The sequence below is a fragment of the Clostridium sp. genome (assembly GCF_051650885.1).
Lineage (GTDB): Bacteria > Bacillota > Clostridia > Clostridiales > Clostridiaceae > Clostridium.
Genome location: NZ_JBOFRG010000341.1, coordinates 34,764 through 57,198, shown reverse-complemented (window position 1 = coordinate 57,198; position 22,435 = coordinate 34,764). Strand labels below are relative to the sequence as shown.

The 22,435-nt window shown below is 27.6% G+C and carries 14 protein-coding genes and 1 CRISPR repeat array; all 14 genes read right to left on the bottom strand.

The features are described from left to right. The coding region (locus ACRC28_RS17290; RefSeq protein WP_438544695.1) for a toxic anion resistance protein at nt 1-1,321 on the bottom strand (1,321 nt) is incomplete at its 3' end. Between the two features lie 17 nt (nt 1,322-1,338). Beyond that, complete coding sequence (locus ACRC28_RS17285) at nt 1,339-2,871, bottom strand: YceG family protein (RefSeq protein WP_438544694.1); 1,533 nt, start codon at nt 2,869-2,871, stop codon at nt 1,339-1,341. 287 nt (nt 2,872-3,158) lie between these two features. Continuing rightward, nucleotides 3,159-7,781: direct repeats of the CRISPR family, unit length 29 nt; unit sequence CTTTACATTCCTTATAGTTAAGATAAAAC. Between the two features lie 25 nt (nt 7,782-7,806). Next, entirely contained in the window at nt 7,807-7,944 is a 138-nt protein-coding gene (locus ACRC28_RS17280) for a hypothetical protein (RefSeq protein WP_438544693.1), read from the bottom strand. 165 nt (nt 7,945-8,109) lie between these two features. Further along, nucleotides 8,110-10,383: a CRISPR-associated helicase Cas3' gene (gene cas3, locus ACRC28_RS17275; protein ID WP_438544692.1), complete on the bottom strand. Its 2,274-nt coding sequence runs from the start codon at nt 10,381-10,383 to the stop codon at nt 8,110-8,112. 33 nt (nt 10,384-10,416) lie between these two features. Then, nucleotides 10,417-11,178 carry a type I-B CRISPR-associated protein Cas5b gene (cas5b, locus tag ACRC28_RS17270; RefSeq protein WP_438544691.1) on the bottom strand — a complete coding sequence of 254 codons (762 nt, stop codon included), beginning with the start codon at nt 11,176-11,178 and terminating at the stop codon, nt 10,417-10,419. Between the two features lie 8 nt (nt 11,179-11,186). Next, a complete protein-coding gene (gene cas7i / locus ACRC28_RS17265; RefSeq protein WP_438544690.1) occupies nt 11,187-12,068 on the bottom strand; it encodes a type I-B CRISPR-associated protein Cas7/Cst2/DevR in 882 nt (293 codons plus the stop codon). After that, nucleotides 12,058-14,085, bottom strand: coding sequence for a type I-B CRISPR-associated protein Cas8b1/Cst1 (gene cas8a1, locus ACRC28_RS17260; RefSeq protein ID WP_438544689.1), 2,028 nt, complete (start codon nt 14,083-14,085; stop codon nt 12,058-12,060). The genes cas7i and cas8a1 overlap by 11 nt, the downstream gene beginning before the upstream one ends. Before the next feature lie 11 nt (nt 14,086-14,096). After that, nucleotides 14,097-14,828 (bottom strand): CRISPR-associated endoribonuclease Cas6, encoded by a 732-nt coding sequence (gene cas6 / locus ACRC28_RS17255; RefSeq protein WP_438544688.1) that lies wholly within the window; start codon nt 14,826-14,828, stop codon nt 14,097-14,099. Nucleotides 14,829-14,915: 87 nt separating this feature from the next. Then, nucleotides 14,916-15,851 carry a helix-turn-helix transcriptional regulator gene (locus ACRC28_RS17250; RefSeq protein ID WP_438544687.1) on the bottom strand — a complete coding sequence of 312 codons (936 nt, stop codon included), beginning with the start codon at nt 15,849-15,851 and terminating at the stop codon, nt 14,916-14,918. A gap of 218 nt (nt 15,852-16,069) precedes the next feature. Then, complete coding sequence (locus ACRC28_RS17245; protein WP_438544686.1) at nt 16,070-18,688, bottom strand: calcium-translocating P-type ATPase, PMCA-type; 2,619 nt, start codon at nt 18,686-18,688, stop codon at nt 16,070-16,072. A gap of 315 nt (nt 18,689-19,003) precedes the next feature. Beyond that, nucleotides 19,004-19,633 (bottom strand): TerD family protein, encoded by a 630-nt coding sequence (locus ACRC28_RS17240; RefSeq protein ID WP_438544685.1) that lies wholly within the window; start codon nt 19,631-19,633, stop codon nt 19,004-19,006. Nucleotides 19,634-19,645: 12 nt separating this feature from the next. Continuing rightward, nucleotides 19,646-20,233, bottom strand: a complete 588-nt coding sequence (locus ACRC28_RS17235; RefSeq protein ID WP_438544684.1) for a TerD family protein — start codon at nt 20,231-20,233, stop codon at nt 19,646-19,648. Nucleotides 20,234-20,242: 9 nt separating this feature from the next. Beyond that, on the bottom strand, nt 20,243-20,872 hold the full coding sequence (locus ACRC28_RS17230) for a TerD family protein (protein ID WP_438544683.1): 630 nt from the start codon (nt 20,870-20,872) through the stop codon (nt 20,243-20,245). Between the two features lie 54 nt (nt 20,873-20,926). Beyond that, nucleotides 20,927-22,423, bottom strand: a complete 1,497-nt coding sequence (locus ACRC28_RS17225; RefSeq protein WP_438544682.1) for a toxic anion resistance protein — start codon at nt 22,421-22,423, stop codon at nt 20,927-20,929. Nucleotides 22,424-22,435: the final 12 nt, after the last annotated feature.

Here is a 22,435-nt window from a genome sequence, read left to right as displayed (position 1 = left end):
CTAAAGTACTAATTGCAACTGAGCTTCCTGATGCCATTTTTGCTATTTCAACTGATTGTCTAGCAGTATTTGCTGCATTTCTCATAATAAGTTCATTTGTCTTATCATCAAGTTGCTTTATTGATTTTGCTTGAATTTCCTGTCTCTTTAAGATTACTGCTTGTGCTAAACATTGCTTAAATATTGGAAGTGTTACTATAAATGATGAGTTTATTTTTCTCATTAAGTTAAAGTTAGACATTTGTATAGTTTGTATCATTGGTGCTGCTTGTATTGCAACATTCTCCGCTATTTGTAAGTCGTAAACTCTTTGAGATAACATTTCTTTACTTATTTCAAGCTTTTGAATCATCATATGCTTTTGCTCTTCATTCATAGTCATATCATTTCCAATTTGACCTATATACATATCAATTTCTTCTAATGCAATTTCTCCTGCAACTATATACTTTTCTAATAATTGATAGTAATGTATATTCCCATCATATAGCTTCTTTAGATGTGCATTAGATTGTCTTATATCAGTTTCATACTTCTTTAAAAGAACATATATCTTTTCAACTTCCATTCCCATTCTGTCATACTTTTGGAATAGCTTAGCTACACTATTTCCTACATTTTTCATAAACTTTGAAAGCATAGATGGTTTTTCTGGATTTTCAATTTCTTTTATATCAAACTTGTCCATTATTTTAGTTAAATTAACAAGCATTTCTCCTGCTTCTTCTGCTTTTACAGACTTCATAGAATTTAATAATTCATCTGAAATTTTTGAGATATTTTCACTAGCTCCTTGACCAAACATTATTATAGAGTTTGGATTTTGAACCTCAACTTCACCTGTAAGTCTTTGAACTTCAACTGAACTTCTAAGAGCTTTTTTGTACTCTGTAATTTCTCCCATATCCATTCCTTGCATTTGACCATTGTTTGCATTCATATCAGTTCCCATGCTAAAGTCATTATTCATCATCTGAGTTTGTCCATAGCTTTGTTGCATACCATTCATATTAGAATACATAGTGTTATTCCCTTGCATTCCACCATTTTGCATTTGATTTCCCATTCCATAATTATTATTCATTTGCATTCCGTTATTCGGAGCATTGTTATACATTCCATTGTTCATCTGCATACCATTGTTTTGACCATTATTCATCTGCATTCCATTATTTCCACCATTGTTATACATGCCATTGTTCATCTGCATCCCATTATTCATTTGCATTCCATTGTTGTACATACCATTATCCATTTGCATTTCGCTATTTTCATTTAATTCCCCATTAAAATTCTCATTGAACATATCATTACCATTCATCACATTCTCCCCCTACATTACTTTAATAGCCTTGAAAAAAAGCCTTCTTTTACACTCATTATAGTTCTATACATGGTGTCATATTTCATAATTTCTAATCTTTCTGAAATTACAATTTTTTCTTGCAGTACATTATTTAAATTAAATAATCCTGATGGATTAAAAATGATTATATCAAAACCTATTATGTGAAGATATCCAAGTATTAATTGTATTTCTTCAGAAAGGTTTTTCTCTCTTTCTATAAATATTACAACCTTTGGCACATTTCCTGTAAAATCAAAATTATCTATAAGCCTTAAAACATTATTATTTAATTCTAATACCAAAACTAATAGCCTTAAAATTTGCTTTTCCTTAAACTCTTTTACATAAACATCTTTTCTAGTTATCGCTTCATTAAACTTCTTTAATAAAAAGTTCTGTGTTTCTGTACTGTATTTAGAAAATCTGTATCTTTTAAGCTTCTTTATCCCTTCAATATCAAACTCACCATTACTTAACTGATGGAACATAACACCATACATATCCTCAGATATAGCATTATTATTTGATAATTGTCTTCCATTTAAAAATAAAACATTCTCTCCTGTAGTACAGAATTTAATTAACTTTTGATATTTAAATATGTCATCATACTGACCATCTATCTTAAAGAACATACATGGAACCTTTACTGTATCTTTCTCTACTTCAAATCCTACACGAAGCTTTGCAGGCTCATTGAAGTATGTATATATGTCCTCTAATATTGAATCTATAACTACTGCTTTTGTATATCCACCTCTAAACTGCCAAGGCTTATACATTCCAGTCTTTACATTAAAAAGCTCTCCCTCAATTTCTCTTTGAAGAACCTTAGTATTGGTTTCAATCGCCTCTATAACCTTTCCATTCTTTGCTCTATCCTTAAAGGTTTCTATACTCAGAATCCCCATATTTTCTATAAGTTCACTTTCAGTATTAACCTCTTTAAACAAAGTTTCCTTCAATGGATTTATATATACTATATCAAATCCCATTTTATTCATTAACATCAAAAAGTATATCTCGTGCTTTCCAATCTCCCCATAGTAAATCCCCTTAGGAATTATATCTCCCTCAAAATCAATTTCTCTCAAATGAACATAAACCCAAACTATAAGCTTAGTAATAAAATTATTTCTAACACTATCATTAAAGAAATTTTCCTTTTGAATTGCTAAGGGTATAACATAATCTAATCCTTCTAAAAATTTTAAATTTATATCTCTATCATTAAAAATAGTAATATCTTGATACTTCATATTAAAAATATCCATTGTCCCAAGTTCATTATATATATACTGTATAAGCTCCATTTCTCCACTCATCTCAATACTTCCATCAAACAAAATACAAGACTTTTCATATTCCTTCATACGAGTTTCAATAGTCTTCAACAAATTATCATAATCATTACCATCTTCAACACCTATAAATCTATAGAAACAACTTTTAAAACTTGGATTATCATAATCTCTCTCATACTTTTTTCTAAATATTGAATTTATAATATTTATAAGTTTCATTCCCTTACCCCTTTAATACGTATTCATTTTATTTATATTATTTAATTACCATAAAATTACTTTGTATACTTTTAATTTTACTTTATTTTACCTTTTTTGTTAAGTTTTTTCTTTAATTAAAAAGGAGTTATCCACTAATTTTTAGTAGACAACTCCCTTTTTAATTATTTACTGATTTTTTTAGAATTTTGATAAAACTTTTTAGTTATATAAACAATTCTGATTTCTATTTCTTATCATTAAGATAAAACACTCTTTTTAAACCTCAAATAGCCACCCTCTATTAACTTTACATTCCTTATAGTTAAGATAAAACAACTATCATACATAGAATAATGACCTTGTGTATCTTGCTTTACATTCCTTATAGTTAAGATAAAACTCACACCATACAGTCCATTTACCTCTTTGCCTTCTAGCCTTTACATTCCTTATAGTTAAGATAAAACAGGAACATTTTAGAATGATAAATCCAATATCTTTTTACTTTACATTCCTTATAGTTAAGATAAAACGTATGTGGAGTGCTACAGATTTATCTTCTAATATGAGCTTTACATTCCTTATAGTTAAGATAAAACTCAATCTGCTCTTGTATATCAATACAAGTTATTCCGCTTTACATTCCTTATAGTTAAGATAAAACCTTTTTCATATACAAACGATGGTAATATTATTTTAAACTTTACATTCCTTATAGTTAAGATAAAACGGTACATTAAAAAGAAAAAAGGACGGTGTATAGAGTACTTTACATTCCTTATAGTTAAGATAAAACCTGGTATTCTTTCAGCGGGATGCAATGTTATAGATGCCTTTACATTCCTTATAGTTAAGATAAAACTTATTATATGGAGGGTTTTTATGAATATATTAGTTATCTTTACATTCCTTATAGTTAAGATAAAACTCGCTGCCGATTATGATTGTGACGGAATTTGTTCGGCTTTACATTCCTTATAGTTAAGATAAAACGTCTATAATTGTGATTTAAATGCAACTTATAATATCTTTACATTCCTTATAGTTAAGATAAAACCAGCAGTATTCGCAGGATTGGTATATGGAATTCAAAGCTTTACATTCCTTATAGTTAAGATAAAACGCAATTAAAAAATTTACCTGTATGTCTATTTTAGACCTTTACATTCCTTATAGTTAAGATAAAACATGTCTTTGATGAAATAAAAGGTAGTTGCAAACCACTCTTTACATTCCTTATAGTTAAGATAAAACCTCCAACACTCGGTACAATATCCCAGTAATCAAAAAACTTTACATTCCTTATAGTTAAGATAAAACTGAATATTATTTTTCAACTAAGGATGAACATAATCAACTTTACATTCCTTATAGTTAAGATAAAACATGCAATATTCCTCGTAAAGATATTTACAAGCTAGTCCTTTACATTCCTTATAGTTAAGATAAAACTAGTAACATTTGTGTTCTCCAATCCTCATAATATAGCTTTACATTCCTTATAGTTAAGATAAAACCAATTAGAGATATGATAAGTGAAAAGTTAAATAGTTACTTTACATTCCTTATAGTTAAGATAAAACGCTGCTCTTCTTCTGCCATCCCTTGAGCCTATCCAGCCTTTACATTCCTTATAGTTAAGATAAAACTGAAAGATTTAGATATAGCTCCAAATGTTATTTTTGTCTTTACATTCCTTATAGTTAAGATAAAACAGCTTTAATAGTATCATATAAATCAATCATTCCTACCTTTACATTCCTTATAGTTAAGATAAAACTACCTGTATATATGCTCTTAGATGAATTCGCAAATTGCTTTACATTCCTTATAGTTAAGATAAAACCTTCTTCTCATTTTGAAGAACTTTTCTTCTGAAATCTTTACATTCCTTATAGTTAAGATAAAACCTGATAATAGGAGCATACCTTCCGTAAAGCCTTCAAACTTTACATTCCTTATAGTTAAGATAAAACAAAACAAATAAATGATTTAAATGTAGAGATTAAAAACTTTACATTCCTTATAGTTAAGATAAAACTTCAACCACACCGATATGAGGGTCGGCATTTTATTTCTTTACATTCCTTATAGTTAAGATAAAACATAAAAAAGTTAAAGAGATTAGAAGTAAAAAGGAAACTTTACATTCCTTATAGTTAAGATAAAACAAAAATGTGTTGATTGCTTAAATCGTTATGTATCGCACTTTACATTCCTTATAGTTAAGATAAAACTTTGAATTTTTCCTTCCACATAATCATACTTTTTCCTCTTTACATTCCTTATAGTTAAGATAAAACCTCCAAATCTTTTAATCCTTAAGAACTCTTTGTTATACTTTACATTCCTTATAGTTAAGATAAAACGTGGTATCTGTGTCTAATAAATTCAATGTTTTATCTCTTTACATTCCTTATAGTTAAGATAAAACTGTATGTTTTATTTTACATAATTTCATAATTTTGTGTCTTTACATTCCTTATAGTTAAGATAAAACCAAACTTATACTTATGCCACCACCTATATTTATCTTTACTTTACATTCCTTATAGTTAAGATAAAACGGTATAACAATGGTTAAAGAATTATTAGTAGATATAATCTTTACATTCCTTATAGTTAAGATAAAACGATATAGAAAAATAAATTTTAGAGCGTATGTAACTTACTTTACATTCCTTATAGTTAAGATAAAACTTTAATTTTTTATAGTTATAAACAATTAGAACTCCTTCTTTACATTCCTTATAGTTAAGATAAAACTTGCATAAAAGATAGAAGAGTTGAAGATTTAACTTTCTTTACATTCCTTATAGTTAAGATAAAACTAGGAATTTAGATAAGTTACACAAGTCTGAAACACACTTTACATTCCTTATAGTTAAGATAAAACCACCAGTAGGTGAACAAAAAATACAGTCTGATTGCTCCTTTACATTCCTTATAGTTAAGATAAAACATATTCCCCATTACAACTTGTGTTGAATTATAATTTACTTTACATTCCTTATAGTTAAGATAAAACTTATAATTTAGAAGAGGTTCTTCGTTTACCTTTTATCTTTACATTCCTTATAGTTAAGATAAAACCAATTAACCAAGTTTGGTGATATGGGTTCTGCATTCTTTACATTCCTTATAGTTAAGATAAAACAAAGGCTTAAAAATAGAGGATATAGTCTTTCAGTAGACTTTACATTCCTTATAGTTAAGATAAAACAGGTATAGTCCGTACCATTAGAAATAATGGATTAATACTTTACATTCCTTATAGTTAAGATAAAACAAGATTTACACTAAACTTCTATACATTAACTGAATACTTTACATTCCTTATAGTTAAGATAAAACCCACGTACATTTACTAATTGATTGTAACCCAAGATTCTTTACATTCCTTATAGTTAAGATAAAACTTCCCTATATCTATAAGCTATTGTTGCACTTGTCATCTTTACATTCCTTATAGTTAAGATAAAACGAACCTTCTGCTATTCCAGTTCCTATTACTGCACCCCACTTTACATTCCTTATAGTTAAGATAAAACTGTTTATATATGATGTTATAGATATACAAGAATTTTTCTTTACATTCCTTATAGTTAAGATAAAACGAGATTCTGTCTTAACATCAGTAATGTTTTATAGACCTTTACATTCCTTATAGTTAAGATAAAACTTTTAGCGAATTTTGTATTACAATAAAAAAGAAGATTCTTTACATTCCTTATAGTTAAGATAAAACGCACCATTATTTTCCTGCGTAATATCAGCACTAATATCTTTACATTCCTTATAGTTAAGATAAAACTTTCGGGTAGAGTAATTGAAGTTTATCAATATCAAAACTTTACATTCCTTATAGTTAAGATAAAACCAAGAGCCTCAACCATTCCACCATCAGCAAGAGCAAACTTTACATTCCTTATAGTTAAGATAAAACAGATAATATAAAGTTTACACAACAAAATTCAGATGACTTTACATTCCTTATAGTTAAGATAAAACATGAACATTAAATATTAAAAAAAAGAGGTAGAAAAAACTTTACATTCCTTATAGTTAAGATAAAACCATAGAAGAAGGTAAAAAGCCGTATTTCTTGGAAATTCTTTACATTCCTTATAGTTAAGATAAAACTGATGTTTACTATGTAGGGGGGATAAAATGAAATATCTTTACATTCCTTATAGTTAAGATAAAACGAGACACGAACTGAAATTAGCATTAGTGAACACAGAACTTTACATTCCTTATAGTTAAGATAAAACAATATTTAGCTTATATCCTATTGTTTCTTTTGTATTACTTTACATTCCTTATAGTTAAGATAAAACCTTATAAGTTCTTTTTTTATAATGTTTTTTACTACACTTTACATTCCTTATAGTTAAGATAAAACAATTAGTTTCCTTTAAATTAATTGTTCCTTGTGTTACTTTACATTCCTTATAGTTAAGATAAAACTTTATGGTTGATAATATTTGGTATCTGGTTAGCTTGCTTTACATTCCTTATAGTTAAGATAAAACCTCAATAGATACGGATAGTACAGATGATAAAAATCTACTTTACATTCCTTATAGTTAAGATAAAACTTTAGACTATAAAAGAGTTTATTATCTTAATTTCATAACTTTACATTCCTTATAGTTAAGATAAAACTTTGCAAAAATAATATTTTAGAAATAATAGTAGTATCTTTACATTCCTTATAGTTAAGATAAAACAGTAAAATTTCATAGTAATTATAGGGCAATTCAAAGCTTTACATTCCTTATAGTTAAGATAAAACTTGAAAGAGTTAAAAAGGATGTATTGGAAGTGCCAACTTTACATTCCTTATAGTTAAGATAAAACAATGATTAATGGGGCTGGTTCTTGGCTTGGGTATTTCTTTACATTCCTTATAGTTAAGATAAAACCCCGTTTTTATTTAAAATTTGACGACTATTTTATGCCATTTCCAAAGAGTTTTTTAAATATTTTTTTATTTATTTGCAGTAGACCCTCAGTGATATTTTTATTTTTTCTTTTCAACCTACTCCAAAGGCTTATATTTAAAAGGTTTGAAGCTATTTCTTTCAATTTTCGATCTACTGCAAATTTAAATTTCGCTCTTTTTAGTACTATAAATTCTCTTCTCCTTTACAACTATAACAATAGCTATTTCTTATTTCATTTAATTTTTCTATCTATATGATAAATTATTATTAAAACTTTGTCTATTGACCTTTTCAATACCATACTACTTTAAATAATTTGATTTTCAGAAAATCCCCCATACTCCTTTTTGCATTCCAATCCCATGTTAAAGCTATATTTACATGGAATTATATATATTTTTTCATAATTATTTAATTCCTCTTCTCTAATAACTCCTCCTTTTCTCCTTATCATTTCTAAATTTTGAAGTGGAATTGCGATTGTTTTTTGCATTATTTTCTCTTTCAACTTTATTTTTTTTGTTTTGCTTATTTTTTGAGTAATCATTTTTATTATTTCATCGAAAGCTTCTTTCTCATTATTGTATATCTCTTCTGGAATAATATTCACTGATTCTATCTCCCTTAATCTTTCATCGTTTTTCCCCAATTCATATGGTAATATATTTTTAGCATCTCTTATAGCTCTAACAATTTCATTAAAATATTCTGAATCTCTTAAATTTTCAACGCTATATGTATCCTTTACCATATTCATTTTTTCTTCTTCATCTAATTTCTTATTTTTATACTTTAATATACATTTTCTTGATACATCAAATATAGTATAATCTATTATACCTTTCTTTTTTGATACTCCCGATGGTAACATATTCTCCATTCCCACAAAGACATTAATATTTGCTTCTTCTGTATCTAGCTCTCTATTTCTATATGCTCTTCCCATCCTTTGTAATAATCCTGATAAATCTGAAAGTTCTGTATATAACACGTCAAAATCTATATCTAAACTCGCTTCAACTACTTGTGTCGTAATCCAAATTCCTTCAAATATATTTTCTATCTGCCCATTTTCAAATATTTCCTTTTCTTTTTTTCCTCTATCTTCTTTTGTAAATCTTGCATGAAACATATGCACATTTTTTGCCTTATCTTTCAATTCATTATATATCTCTTGTGCTTTTTTCACCGTATTAACAATAATCAATTTTTTCTTTCTATTATCTTTTAATATCACATTAATATTTTTTTCAATTAAACTTTCATATACTTTAATTTTATGTCTCAACATTATCTTCCCATTTATTTCTTTTAAAAATGGTTTTTTTGCTTTTATATAGTCAGTATTTAAATTTAATCCTACTTCACTCATTAAATTTTCAAATATGGGAGGAAATGTTGCTGTAACTATTGCAAATTTCCCACCTACCATCGTTACCTCTTTTAATGCCCATATTAAATACCCTAATAGTCTTGGTGCATATGTTTGAATTTCATCTATTATTATTTTTGAATAACTTAATGTAGCTTGTTTTAATTCAAATCCCTCATATTTAAATATAAAATTTATTAATTGATCTACAGTACAAACTGTTATTGGCATGCATAATTGTTTTGTGGAATTTAAATACGGTTCATCTATTTCATTTTTAACATCTCTTTTCATATATTCTGATGTTGTATCTGAATGCAATAATGCTACTTTCTTTTTATTTGCACCTATTTTTTCTTTACTAATTATCCTATCATAAATTGAATTTATAGATACCTTCAATGGTAGTGTAAAAAAGCCTTTTTCTTTACCTATCCAAACTAATGCTCCTTCTGTTTTTCCAATTCCTGTTGATGCTATTATTACTAAACTCTTGTCTGAATTTTGTAGCATATAATTTTGTAATTTATTTAAATCATACTCTTTCAAAGAATTTTTCACAAGTCTTACCATATCTTCTGGTTCTTCTTCAATATTCGTTTCACTACTTGCTGCAAAATCTATTTTATTTAGTAACCCTTTAAAAATCACATATGTTCTCTTTATATTTTCACAAACTGCATCATCTCTTAAAATTCTATTACTTAATCCATAAATATAATCACTATTAAGCTTTTCATTAATTTTCACCTCGAAAAAATCAAGATTTCTATAATATTTTTCTATATCTTCATCAATAATAGTTGCTAGCTCTCGCATTCTTATCATATTTAACTTTTCTCTATTATGGTGATATGAAATGGCTTCAATTAGTACCCTTATTTCTTCTGCTTGAAATTCCTTCTCTAATTCTTCAATCGGCAAAAATGCTGGACTTATGTATCCATGTGGTATTTCTTCAATATTTTCTAATATATCTTCTAATGGCTCGTATTGATTTCCATCTTCATTTAATTTTTTCATAATTTTATTCTGGAATTTCGTATTCATCTTTCCTAAATCATGATACAAACATGCCAAATATAATAACTTCCAATTCACATTAACTAATGGATATATTTTTTTTAGCAAATATAAATTTTCTAATAGCTTTCTTGTATGTTCTATAATAGTTTCTTCTTTATAGGTTTTAGCTAAAAATTTATTCATTCTACCTCCTAAGAGGATGAACAATATACAATTTTATTCTCCATCCTCTTTTCCAATCAAAAACATAATATTATCTTCATTATCTACAGTAATATTCTTTAGTAAAACCTTATCTAATCTACTTCCACTTACATATGCAGCTTTTACTTTAGACCAATTTCTAATTATTACATCCTTTTTTACTTCCTTTTTTTCATATATATTATTTAACTCATAAATAGTAGCTCTTAAGTTATTTATTTTATATTTTTTAATTGGTATATAATAATTCATTTTTTCATCAAATTTTATATTCCAGTTAAAACTTTCTTCTTCTCTAATCTCTACAATTTTCACTTCATCTATTCTTACTATATCTTCTCTTCTTCCTAAAGATATATATTCAGATGGATTTTTGAATGCCTTATAAATTTTTTCTATATTCTCGTCATCTTCTGGCATTATATAAATACATAACTCTGTATCTACTAATAACTCTGATGTAGCAACACCTTTAGTAACTCCATACACTTTCTTATCATTACTACTTTCTAATCTTAATTGATGCCTCTCCTTCTCATAAGATGCTCCTGAAAATTCATATCTAGTATATAGATCATATATTTTAGATTCATACTTTCCCGAAATGGCTACTTTCATTTCATTATATTCTGTAAATCTACAAGCGTAATGGACCATTCCAGTCACCGTTGAAGGTGCAGGTATAGGATAACTTTCTTTAAGTTGAAAACTTGTAGGCTTCTTATAGTTTACTAAATTTTGATAAAGTCTTAATTTCACTGCCTTTTTCCCCATACCTACACCTACTTTTCACTATAATAACTCTCTATTTCTTTTTCTATTTTTTCAAAGAATTCTCCTATTTCAATTGAATTTAATTTCTCTTCTATTTCTTTATTATTTATAAATAAATTATCTATTTTTCCTATTATAGTATTTCCCCTTATTTCTTTATCTAATTTTAGAACTGATTCAATCACTTCAACATTTAATCGATTATTGAATACCTTTATTCTATTCTCAAAAAAAGGATTTTTAATACTATATACTCCACCAATTGCAAATACTGGAGATAAATTTTCTCTTCGTCCTTTTATATCTCTATATAAAAATTTTATTGCTTTTAGTAACCTTTTTATTCTATTTTCTTTTTCACTATTAGAAATTTCAATTTTATCATTAATATCAATTCCTACTTTATCTAAATCAATAGTTATTGTATAGGTATAATAGGACTTATGAATTTCGCTTTGTGCTATATTTCCACCCTCCTTCTTCTTACTAGACACTTCATTATATCTATCTAACAGTCCTTTATTTGTTAAAAAATCTAAATCTGAATTAAATGTCTCAAGAGCTACTGCATTTGATAATCTTACTACTGCTGCTCTAGTTTTTACTGGTTTCTTAGTCTTCATATATCCAAATAAATCAATTTCTGCATACTCATCAATTTTAGCATCTGGATGAAATTGTAAGACATCTCCATCTAAAGCTAATGTTGTTATATCTTCTTTCATTTGTTTTATTATGTTAAATCTAAGTGCCTGTCTAGACACATATGAATAGGACCTTCCTCCATCTCTACTTATTCTTTTTAATGTTGTTACATTTCCTATTCCTTCTCCATAGTTAAGACTCTCTCCTTCCACAATCATCGATATTGTTAATCCTTTATTTTCCATTTCCATTTCCCTCCACTTCTTTTACTTCCCCCTGAAGTCCAATTAAAAATGAATATCCAGCATTTTGAAATTCATCACTATATCCTAGTATTGCTATTAAATCTGTTGGTATTGCCTTTTTCACATACATATATGCATTTACTAAACTTTCCATAAATTTTGAACTATTATCAGTTTTTAATGCATTCAACATTCTATATGATATTCCTACCAACTTTGATTCTGAATTCTTTAATAAATAACTTCTTTTTAATTCATTCCCATAATCTCTAAATTTTTCTCTTTCACATTTTTTCACTACTTCCCCTCCTCGAATAGAATTATTTATTGCTAAAATTTTATCTATTATTGATATCTTTTTAATAATTCCACATAAATATAAAGTCATTAATTGCTCAAGTAAATCATACAATACACAATTATTTACCAACCGTCTTAAAACTTCCTGATATAAATTTAATGTATATTTTTCAGTAATTTTTATTCTTACTTTAATCAAACTATTTAAAATTCCTCTATTTTTATAGAGCACATACAGTACTCTTTTAGATAACATATTAAATGTATATTTTCTATTACCATAACCATCAAATTTTATAACTTGAATATTATCCAATTCATATTCTATTTTTTCTATCTTTTCTTGTTCGACTAAGTTTATTATATTTAAATATGCTTCATTTTCTATATTTTCAAAATTTTCTTTATCGATACTCCCCTGTATAATATTAGTCTGATTTAATGTTTTAATGGAAATGTTGTTATTTATAAATATCCCTCTTCCATTAATAAAATTAAATCCTGCTGGTATACATGAATAAACTAAATTACATACTGGACATATATATGCATCGCTGCATAAATTCCAAAAATGCGATGATTTTTTCTCCATATCAACCCCAATATTATTAATCCATGTCATATTAAATACATTTTGCTTATCTTTATTTAACTTTAAAATTTTATTACTACATGTAAAACAACTAAACTCATATTCCTCTTTATTAACACTTGTGTATTTAATTATCGGTTGTATGAACTCCTCTCTATATAAAGAAAACATATTTTCTTCACTTTTTTGGGAATGTAAAAAGCTAATCCCCCCCCAAAAATGCTGTATAACATCATATATTACATTTTTAGCAGCTATTACTTTAAAAAGTTGTTCTTCTTCTAATATATTTATAATTTTTGCTAGTTCCTTTAAATTGTTTTTTATTTCTAATATTGTTGCTAACTCTAACGGTTCTTTACCCTTTGATGATATTTTTACTTTTTTAAAGTTTTTTACTTCTTCTTCTAATTTTACATATTCATCAGATATTAAATATCTATTCAAATATTCCTTTGAACTTAATTTTTTCTTAACATCTTTAATAAATTCAATAATTATTTCTACATTCTCTTTAGTTATATCTTCCTTACAAACTAACTCCTCATCAAATTTCACTTTAGAGCTAATACTATTCTTTATTTCATCTCTTAATTCCAATTTAAATTTTTTCGTTTCTTCTAATTTTTTGATAACTTCATTTATTTTCTGCAAACTTAAATTTATATTTTCTATCTTCGTTACTGAAATTTCATCCTTTATTTCTTTTTTAGTAATTCTAATTTCCTTTATATTTTTTGCGTCATCTGTAATACTTAACTCCTTTCTTATTAAGAAATATGCACTTAAATAACTTTTAGATATAAGCTTTTCTTTTGTTAACTTAATCATTCTTTCCACTTCTTTTGCATCATCTTTAGTTAAATTTGTTTTATCTAATAAAGCTTTTACTCTTCGCTTATATCCAATTATTCTTACAATAGATATTTGATTTTTATACTTATATATCATATATTCAAAATATTTTTCTTCAAAATTTTCTAACAATTCTTCTTCAAATTCTATGTAATCGTTTTTTACAACTATAGAATTTAAATTATTTTGACTATGCTCTAATATTTTAATTAGCCCTATAATTCCAGTATTTTTTAACCAATCACCAATTTGAATTCTAATTTTCCCCAAATGCTCACCTCCTATTTTATTATGTCAAAAACTCCATATCCTTGTGATCTTCTAAATCCAATTCCTGATTTTAAAAGTAAATCTAAATCCTCTTTATTTCCTTCTAAATTAAATAAACCTGAATAAGCATTCACATAAAAATATTTTTTACCAGTTGTCTCTTTAAATCCTTCAATCGCTTCCTTTATTACTTGCTTTTTCATTTTGATATTTATGAACTTTATAGGCTGCTGTAATCCATACCCTCTATATGTCTTTAAATAAACATTACAAATATAATTTAACTTTTCCTGAAACATAAAATCATCCACTGCTATTGGTTTATTATTTTCGTCTTTAATACAAATTGGAGATAATGTCTTACACTTAATATATTCTTCTTCAACTTTTTCTTCTAAAACTAAGCTTATATCTTTTACTGCTATTTTATAAGTTTTATATTTGTATTCTTTAAATTCTAAAAATGCATTATATATTGCAACTCCTAAATTATAATCTGGAGTTGTTATTGTTATTTCAATTCCACTTTCTATCTCTATCTCATCCTCATTAAATTTATATCCATTTAAATATACTGCAAATCCCAATGATTTTATCATTTTATTTTTACTTTCACCATAATGATATAGTTTTTCATACAAACTTTTATTACTTTTACTTAATGCATATTTTATAAGACTTATCACCATATAATTTTTAGCTATAGGTATTTTTTTCGTTTCACACTTTATTTTTAATCTCATATTTTTATTTAGCACCTTCCTCTTGCTAAATTACACCTCCCTCTTCTTTAATTATATTTTATCATTTAATAGTGACATTTTAGCGTCCTATTTTTTATATTCTGAAAAATTTTTATAAATTTTTTTCATTTCTTCTTTTAATTCTTTAGGTTCTAATATTTCTACTTTATCAAGCATACTTCCAATCCACGATTTTAATTCAGGTCCATCCTTCATTTTTGCTGAAAAAATTATCTCTCCTTTCTTTAAATTTTCAATTGTATAATCTTCCACCCAAACTCTCTCTTTTACTATATTAGCCATGGGAGGCTTTATTTTTAACTTTAGTGAAAGTATTTCTCCTGAAAAAATTCCAATATTATTTTTTTTATAATCTTTTATAATTTTTTCAATATCTAAAACTTTATTAAATTTTTTAGTTTTTATAAAATGTCTTTTTATTCTTCTAACCTTAAAAAATCTAATGCCCTTTCTTTTTAAACAGTTCGCTGCTAAATAGCTTTCACCTTTATATATTAAAATTTTATATGGTTCAACATCTCTTTCTGTTATTTGCCCATAATTATCTTCATATTCTATTCTAACCTCATACGAATCTAAAATAGCCCTTAAAATTTCAATTCTTCTATTACTTAATTCTTCATTAAAAGGTTTAATTTGAGAATATGGTATTAAATCCACCTCAAAACTGGTGCTTCGCTTACTAATATAATTCTTCATATTATCTAAAATCTCAATTATCTTACTATCTTCTAAATTTCCTATTGCTCTTAAATTAAACTTCAAAAGTTCTATATCATCTTCTGATAATATTTCTTTTATAGGTATACTATTATCTATTAATCTATATCCTCCGTTTGCTCCTTGAACACTTTCTATAATGAAAATTTCTTCTAATATTTTTTTATACCTTGTAATTTGTCTTATATCACAATTCAATTTTTCTGCTAAATATTTTCTGCTAACTATCTCTTTATTATTCAATATTGCTAACATCTTTATACAATTTCCTAAACTACTCACTTTATAACTCCTTATTATATGCTTTTCATTAATTTTAATATCACTCTATCATCTATTTTATATTCATTAACTCATTTTGTAATTTTCATACAATTTTATCTAAACTTTATCAAGATAATACGTTCCATAATATACCTCTTTATAGAAAAAAGCAAACCAATTAAGGTTTGCTCTTTTAGAAAAATTTTGTTGTTTATTTTTAGATATTCTTTTTAAAATTATTTTTCTGCTGTTTTGAATATTGCTTTTCTTATCATATCAACTGGAATTACTGTTAATGCTAATAAGATTACTACTACCCAGTGTTTTGGTTCAATTGGTGTACAGCTAAATAAGCTTCCTCCAACTATTGTCATTATTACTTGAACAACAACTATTATTGCCATAACTTTTATAAAGCCTGGGTTTTCTTTTATGTTTTCAAATATATTCACGCTTGCACTTCTTACGTTGAATCCGTTAAATACTGCTGCAAGTACGAACATTGAGAAGTAAGCTGTTAAATGCTCTCCTTCTGTAGCGAACATATTTTTAAAGAATGGTGCCATTAAGAAAATAAAGCTTAGTATAGCAACCCATGCCCCAACTACTAGAACTTGTTCCATCATATTTTTTGAAACAATACTTTGAGTTCTTGATTTTGGTTTTTCTTGCATGTATTTTCTAAGTGCTGGCTCTGAACCAAGTGCTAATGCTCCAAGTCCATCCATTATAAGGTTTATCCAAAGGATTTGTGTTATTTGAAGTGGTTGTGGTAATCCTAAGAATGGTGCTATTGCACATACTGCAACGGCTGCAACGTTTATTGTTAATTGGAATTTTATAAACTTTAAGATGTTGTTATAAATTGTTCTACCATAAAGTAATGCACTTTCAATAGATTTAAAGTTATCATCTAAAATTACTATATCTCCAACTTCTTTTGCTAAGTCTGTTCCTGAACCCATTGCAAATCCTACGTCAGCTCTCTTAAGTGCCGGTGCATCATTTACTCCGTCTCCAGTCATTCCACAAACTAAGTTTAATTCTTGTGAAATCTTAACCATTCTTGATTTATCTGTTGGAAGAGCTCTTGCTATAACTCTAAGATTTGGTAAAATCTTTTTAATTTCATCATCAGTCATGTTATTTAACTCTTCTGATGTTAATGCAATATGCTCATCACTTGTTATAAGTCCACAATCTTTTGCTATTGCAAAGGCTGTTTCTTTTCTGTCTCCAGTTATCATAACAACTTGAACTCCAGCATTTTGAACCTCTTTTATAGCCTCTCTTGCCTCTGGTCTTACATCATCTCTAATTCCTACAAATCCTACAATTACTAAATCATCTGGAAGTGTATCTTCAACTAAAGCTTTTTCACTATAAGCAAATGATAATACTCTCATCTCTTTGCTTGCAAGTGCATCAATTTTAGCATTTATTATATCTTTATTTACTTCTTTTATATTTCCATTTTCATCAATATACTTTGTAGCTTTACCTAATAATCTTTCTGGTGCTCCCTTGTATACTGTTTTCCCTTCAATCTCTGCAGCTGAATATTTGTTAGCTGAGTTAAAGGCTTGTAATTTTTCAATTTTAATATCTGAAAGCTTTTCCATACCTTCTTTTGTTAAATAGTTTAATAATGCTTTATCAGTAGCATTACCACCAATAACATGTCCATCTCCATCAAACATAGCTCCTGTATTTTTACCAATACACATAGCCATAAGCTCTTTTATTTTAAAGCTATCATTATAAGAATTTTTTATTTCTCCATCAAAGAATTCTACAACTTCAAGCTGACCTTTTGTTATAGTTCCTGTTTTATCAGAGAATAAAATATTTAATGAACCTGCTGTTTCTATTCCAATTGGTTTTCTAACTAATACATTTTTTTGTAGCATTTTTGATGTATTTCTCATTAAAACTATTGCAATCATAAGAGGTAAACCTTCTGGTACTGCCATGATTATGATAACAACTGCAAGCATAAGTGCTGCTAATATTTCTTTGAAAATATCTATTCCACTTGTCATTGCTAAGTATTGTGAGAATCCACCAGCACTCATTACATTTTCAAGCATTAAAGCTATCCCAATAACAACTGCTCCAATATATCCAAATTTAGATATTTTCCCTGCAAGTTCTGTAAGCTTAACTTTTAATGGACTATCAACATCGTCATCAGCCATATCTTCAGCCATACTTCCCATAACAGTTTTCATACCAACTCTTTGAACCTTCATAACTCCAGTTCCACTAACTGTTACTGCACCTCTAAATAAAGAATGTTTATCAACAAAAACATCTCCTGTTAATCTAAACTCCCCATCAGCTGCTACCTCAAGCTCATGCTCTAACATAGCAATCTTTGAACATTCTTCTGATTCTCCATTTAATGATGAGTTATCTACTTTTATATCTCCATCTATTAAAATACCATCTGCAGGAATCTTATCCCCTGATTGAAGAATAATATAATCTCCTACAACTAAGTCATCTATTTCAATTTCAATAGCTTGACCATCTCTATAAACTTTACATCTTTCCTTAGATGCATTTTCCTTAAGCTTTCTATACTCATTATCAGAGGCAACCTCAGTTTTAGCAGAAATTATAGTTACTAATAATATTGAAATAACAATACCAATAATCTCTCCCCACTCTGCATAATGGAAAACAGCCATAATAGCCATAATTATTGCTATACCAAGCAATAGTTTAATCATAGGGTCCTCAAAAGCCCCCTTAAACTTATCCCAAAACGTTTCTGGCTTAGCTTCATGAATAACATTATCCCCATAAAGCCTTCTTTGTTCTTCTACCTGTTCCTTATTAAGACCCTTCATCAAAATCTCCTTCATCAATTCATATTTATGTAGTTAAGAGTTAAGAGTTAATAATTCTTAATTAATAATTATTAATTAAGAATTAAGGAAAAAACTCGCTTAGGCGAGTTTTAGAAATACTCTCTTTCCTGCGATAAAATTTATCGCTAGATAAATTTTGAGCCTTTCCAAAGAATCGCTTGCGATTCCCCCTAATTCTTAATTTTAAATTTTAAATTCTAAATTCCCTCAAAGTCTTACTTCTAACCTATTAACTCTTCACTCCAAAGAATCGCTTGCGATTCCCCCTAATTCTTAACTTTTAATTTTTAATTCTTAACTAAATAGCGCAAGCACTCCATTTAAATCAGCAATCTTTCCTTCTCCAGTAGCTTTAAACTGCCACTCTCCTCTATCACGGATTAGTTCTGCAAATATTACTGATGTTGCTGTTGAACCATCTTCTTTTAAATTAAATCTACATAATTCTTTATGACCATTTGCTGTGTCTAAAAGTCTTACATATGAATTATTAACCATTCCAAATGTTTGTCTTCTTTCCATTGCCATACTTATTGTAACTACGAATACAATTTTCATTATTTCAGGGCTTATTTGTGATAAGTTTATGTCTATTGTTTCATCATCACCATCTCCAGCTCCTGTTCTATTATCTCCACTCAATGTAATTCCTTGTCCCATTTTGTTGTTAAAGAATATTACATTTGATACATTATTAAATTTATTGTTTGCATCTAATAAAAATGCTGCTATGTCTAAATCAAAGTCTTGCCCATTTTGTGATAAATCCCATCCAGCTCCAAGCTGAACATTTGTAAGTCCTGGGTTTCTTTTTGTTAAGTCTAATATATCATTTTTTTGTAGGTTTAAAGTTACACCTTGTGGTGCACTGTTTCCCATATTGTTTCCTAGGTTTTCAAATCCTGATCCTAAATTTATCGCCATATTTATTCACTCCTATCTTTTTTGGTACATCCCAACTAATGTTTTTAATGTTCCTTTTAATAATTCCCCTTTTGCTTTAAAATGCCATCCTTCTGAATCCTTTTGAAGTTCTGCAAAAAGAATTGCTGTATTGTCTCCACCATCCTCTGAAAGGTTGTATCTACAGATTTCTTCTCCACCTTTATCTTCATTTAAAAGTCTTACATAAGCATTTTTAACTTTTGAGAAGCTTTGATTTCTGGCTTCTCCTTGATATATAATTACTGAGAATAAAACTTTTTTACAGTCTGCTGGTAAGTTGTTTAATTCAACTGAGATTTTTTCATCATCCCCAGCACCTTCTCCTGTTAAGTTATCTCCATGTAATCTTATTCCTTGACCTCTTTGCTCTCCAAAGTAAATTACACCTTTATGAATTAAGTTATCATTTCCATCTAATAGTAATGCACTTAAATCTAAGTCAAAGTCTTTTGCTCCAAAGCTAAAGAAACCTTTCTTTTCTACTACATCCCATCCTGCTCCAAGCATTATTTTGCTTAAACTTGGGTCTTTTTTAGTTAAGTTTAATATATCATTTTTTTGTAAATTAAGTATTCCCATATCGTCCTCCTACATGTATAAACTTAAAATTCCATTTAAATCTGCTATTTTCCCTTCTCCTACAGCTTTAAAGTTCCATTCTCCTGCATCTTTATAAAGTTCTGAGAATATTACTGCTGTTGATGTTGAACCACTTTCTTTTAAGTTAAAGATACATAATTCTTTGTCTTCATGTCTTGCATCTAAAAGTCTTACATATGAATTATCAACCATTCCAAATGTTTGTCTTTTGTTTTGTCCTTCAAAAATAGTAACAATAAACACTATTTTTTCCACATATGCTGGTAATGCTTTTAAGTTAATGTGGATTACTTCATCATCCCCATCTCCTGCACCTGTTCTATTATCTCCTAAAAGTTCTATTCCTTGTGCTTTCATGTTGTTAAAGAATATTATATCTTGTGGCACATTTTGAACCTTTCCATTTCCGTTTAATAAGAATGCTGCTATGTCTAAATCAAAGTCTTGCCCATTATGTGCAACATCCCATCCTGCTCCTAATAAAACTTCTTCTAAACCTGGCGCTTTTTTTGTTAAATTTAATACGTCATTCTTTTTTAAGTTTAATGAAGGTACACTATTTCCTCCATTTATTCCATTACTCATTCCATCCATCATTCCATTTAAATTAATTGCCATTTTTATTTCCTCCTAAAGTTTATTTATATGCCTAAAGTTTATCTATATATATTTTTAGTTAGGTATATTCTTTTTCATTTTGTATTTTATTTCTTCTAGTCTCTTAGAGTTTTCTATTCTCTCTGCCTTGTTTTGTTCTTGAATAGCTCTTGTGTCTTCTATTCCCTTCATAATTGTTTCATATGATTTTTCTAATGTTGTTATTTGAATTGAACTTCCTGATGACATTTTTGCTATTTCAACTGATTGTCTTGCAGTTGCACTTGCATTTCTCATAATAAGTTCATTTGTTTTATCATCTAGTTGTTTTATTGATTTAGCTTGAATCTCTTGTCTTTTTAAGATAATTGCTTGTGCTAAACACTGCTTGAATATTGGTAATGTTATGATAAATGATGAATTTATCTTTCTCATTAAGTTAAAGTTTGACATTTGTATTGTTTGTATCATTGGTGCAGCTTGTATTGCTACATTTTCTGCAGTTTGTAAGTCATACACTCTTTGAGATAACATATCTTTTGCCACTTCAAGCTTTCTAGTCATCATTTGTTTTTGCTCATCATTTATAGTCATATTCCCTTGAATTTGTCCTATATATGCATCAACTTCTTCTATTGCCATTTCTCCTGCAACTATATATTTTTCTAATAACTTATAAAAATGTAAGTTTGCATCATATAATTTTTTAAGATTGGCATTTGCTTCTTTTATTTCACTTTCGTATCTTTTTAGAAGTACATATATTTTTTCTACTTCCATTCCCATAGTATCATATTTTTGGAATAATTTTGCTAAACTATCTCCCATTCCTTTCATAATCTTTGAAAGAAATCCTTGCTTTTCACTTCCATCAAGCTCTTTTACATCAAACTTATCCATTAATTTAGTTAAGTTAGATAGCATTTCACTTGCTTCTTCGGCTTTTATAGCTTTCATTGAGTTTAAAAGCTGGTCTGATACCTTTGATATATTTTCACTTGCACCTTGACCAAAAAGTACTATTGAGTTTGGATTATCTATATTTACTTCACTTGTAAGGTTTTGAACTTCTCTATCAGCTCTTAATGCCTTTTTATATTCTGTCATTTCAGTAAAATCTACTTGGTTTCCTGGATTTTGCTGTGGCATTCCAAAGTTTTCTTGCTGCATTCCATAATTGTTATAATCCATTGTATTATTGTAATTATTCATTCCCATATTAGGATTGTTCATTCCTTGCATTTGAGGATTCATATTGTTTCCTTGCATATTATAATTCATGCCATTTCCTTGCATACCATTATTATATTGCATATTATTTCCCTGCATGTTGTTCATACCGTTATTATAGCCTTGCATATTCATTCCATTATTATCATAACCTTGCATGTTATTCATTTGACCATTATGGTTCATGCCATTTGGCATCATATTGTTTCCATTATTCATGCCATTACTATAATTTGCATTAGGGTCATAATTCATATTTCCACTTTGTATTTGTTCATTATATCCATTTTCTTCTTTATTCATACTTTCAAAAGGATTTTGGTTATTTAAATTTTCATTCATTTGTTTATCTCC

Coding starts and splice junctions, on each gene's coding strand:
- ACRC28_RS17235 (WP_438544684.1), bottom strand. CDS start 20,233: ATGGGAATACTTAATTTACAAAAAAATGATATATTAAACTTAACTAAA.
- ACRC28_RS17245 (WP_438544686.1), bottom strand. CDS start 18,688: ATGAAGGGTCTTAATAAGGAACAGGTAGAAGAACAAAGAAGGCTTTAT.
- ACRC28_RS17240 (WP_438544685.1), bottom strand. CDS start 19,633: ATGGCGATAAATTTAGGATCAGGATTTGAAAACCTAGGAAACAATATG.
- cas5b (WP_438544691.1), bottom strand. CDS start 11,178: ATGGGGAAAAAGGCAGTGAAATTAAGACTTTATCAAAATTTAGTAAAC.
- cas6 (WP_438544688.1), bottom strand. CDS start 14,828: ATGAGATTAAAAATAAAGTGTGAAACGAAAAAAATACCTATAGCTAAA.
- ACRC28_RS17225 (WP_438544682.1), bottom strand. CDS start 22,423: ATGAATGAAAATTTAAATAACCAAAATCCTTTTGAAAGTATGAATAAA.
- cas7i (WP_438544690.1), bottom strand. CDS start 12,068: ATGGAAAATAAAGGATTAACAATATCGATGATTGTGGAAGGAGAGAGT.
- ACRC28_RS17285 (WP_438544694.1), bottom strand. CDS start 2,871: ATGAAACTTATAAATATTATAAATTCAATATTTAGAAAAAAGTATGAG.
- cas3 (WP_438544692.1), bottom strand. CDS start 10,383: ATGAATAAATTTTTAGCTAAAACCTATAAAGAAGAAACTATTATAGAA.
- ACRC28_RS17230 (WP_438544683.1), bottom strand. CDS start 20,872: ATGGCAATTAATTTAAATGGAATGATGGATGGAATGAGTAATGGAATA.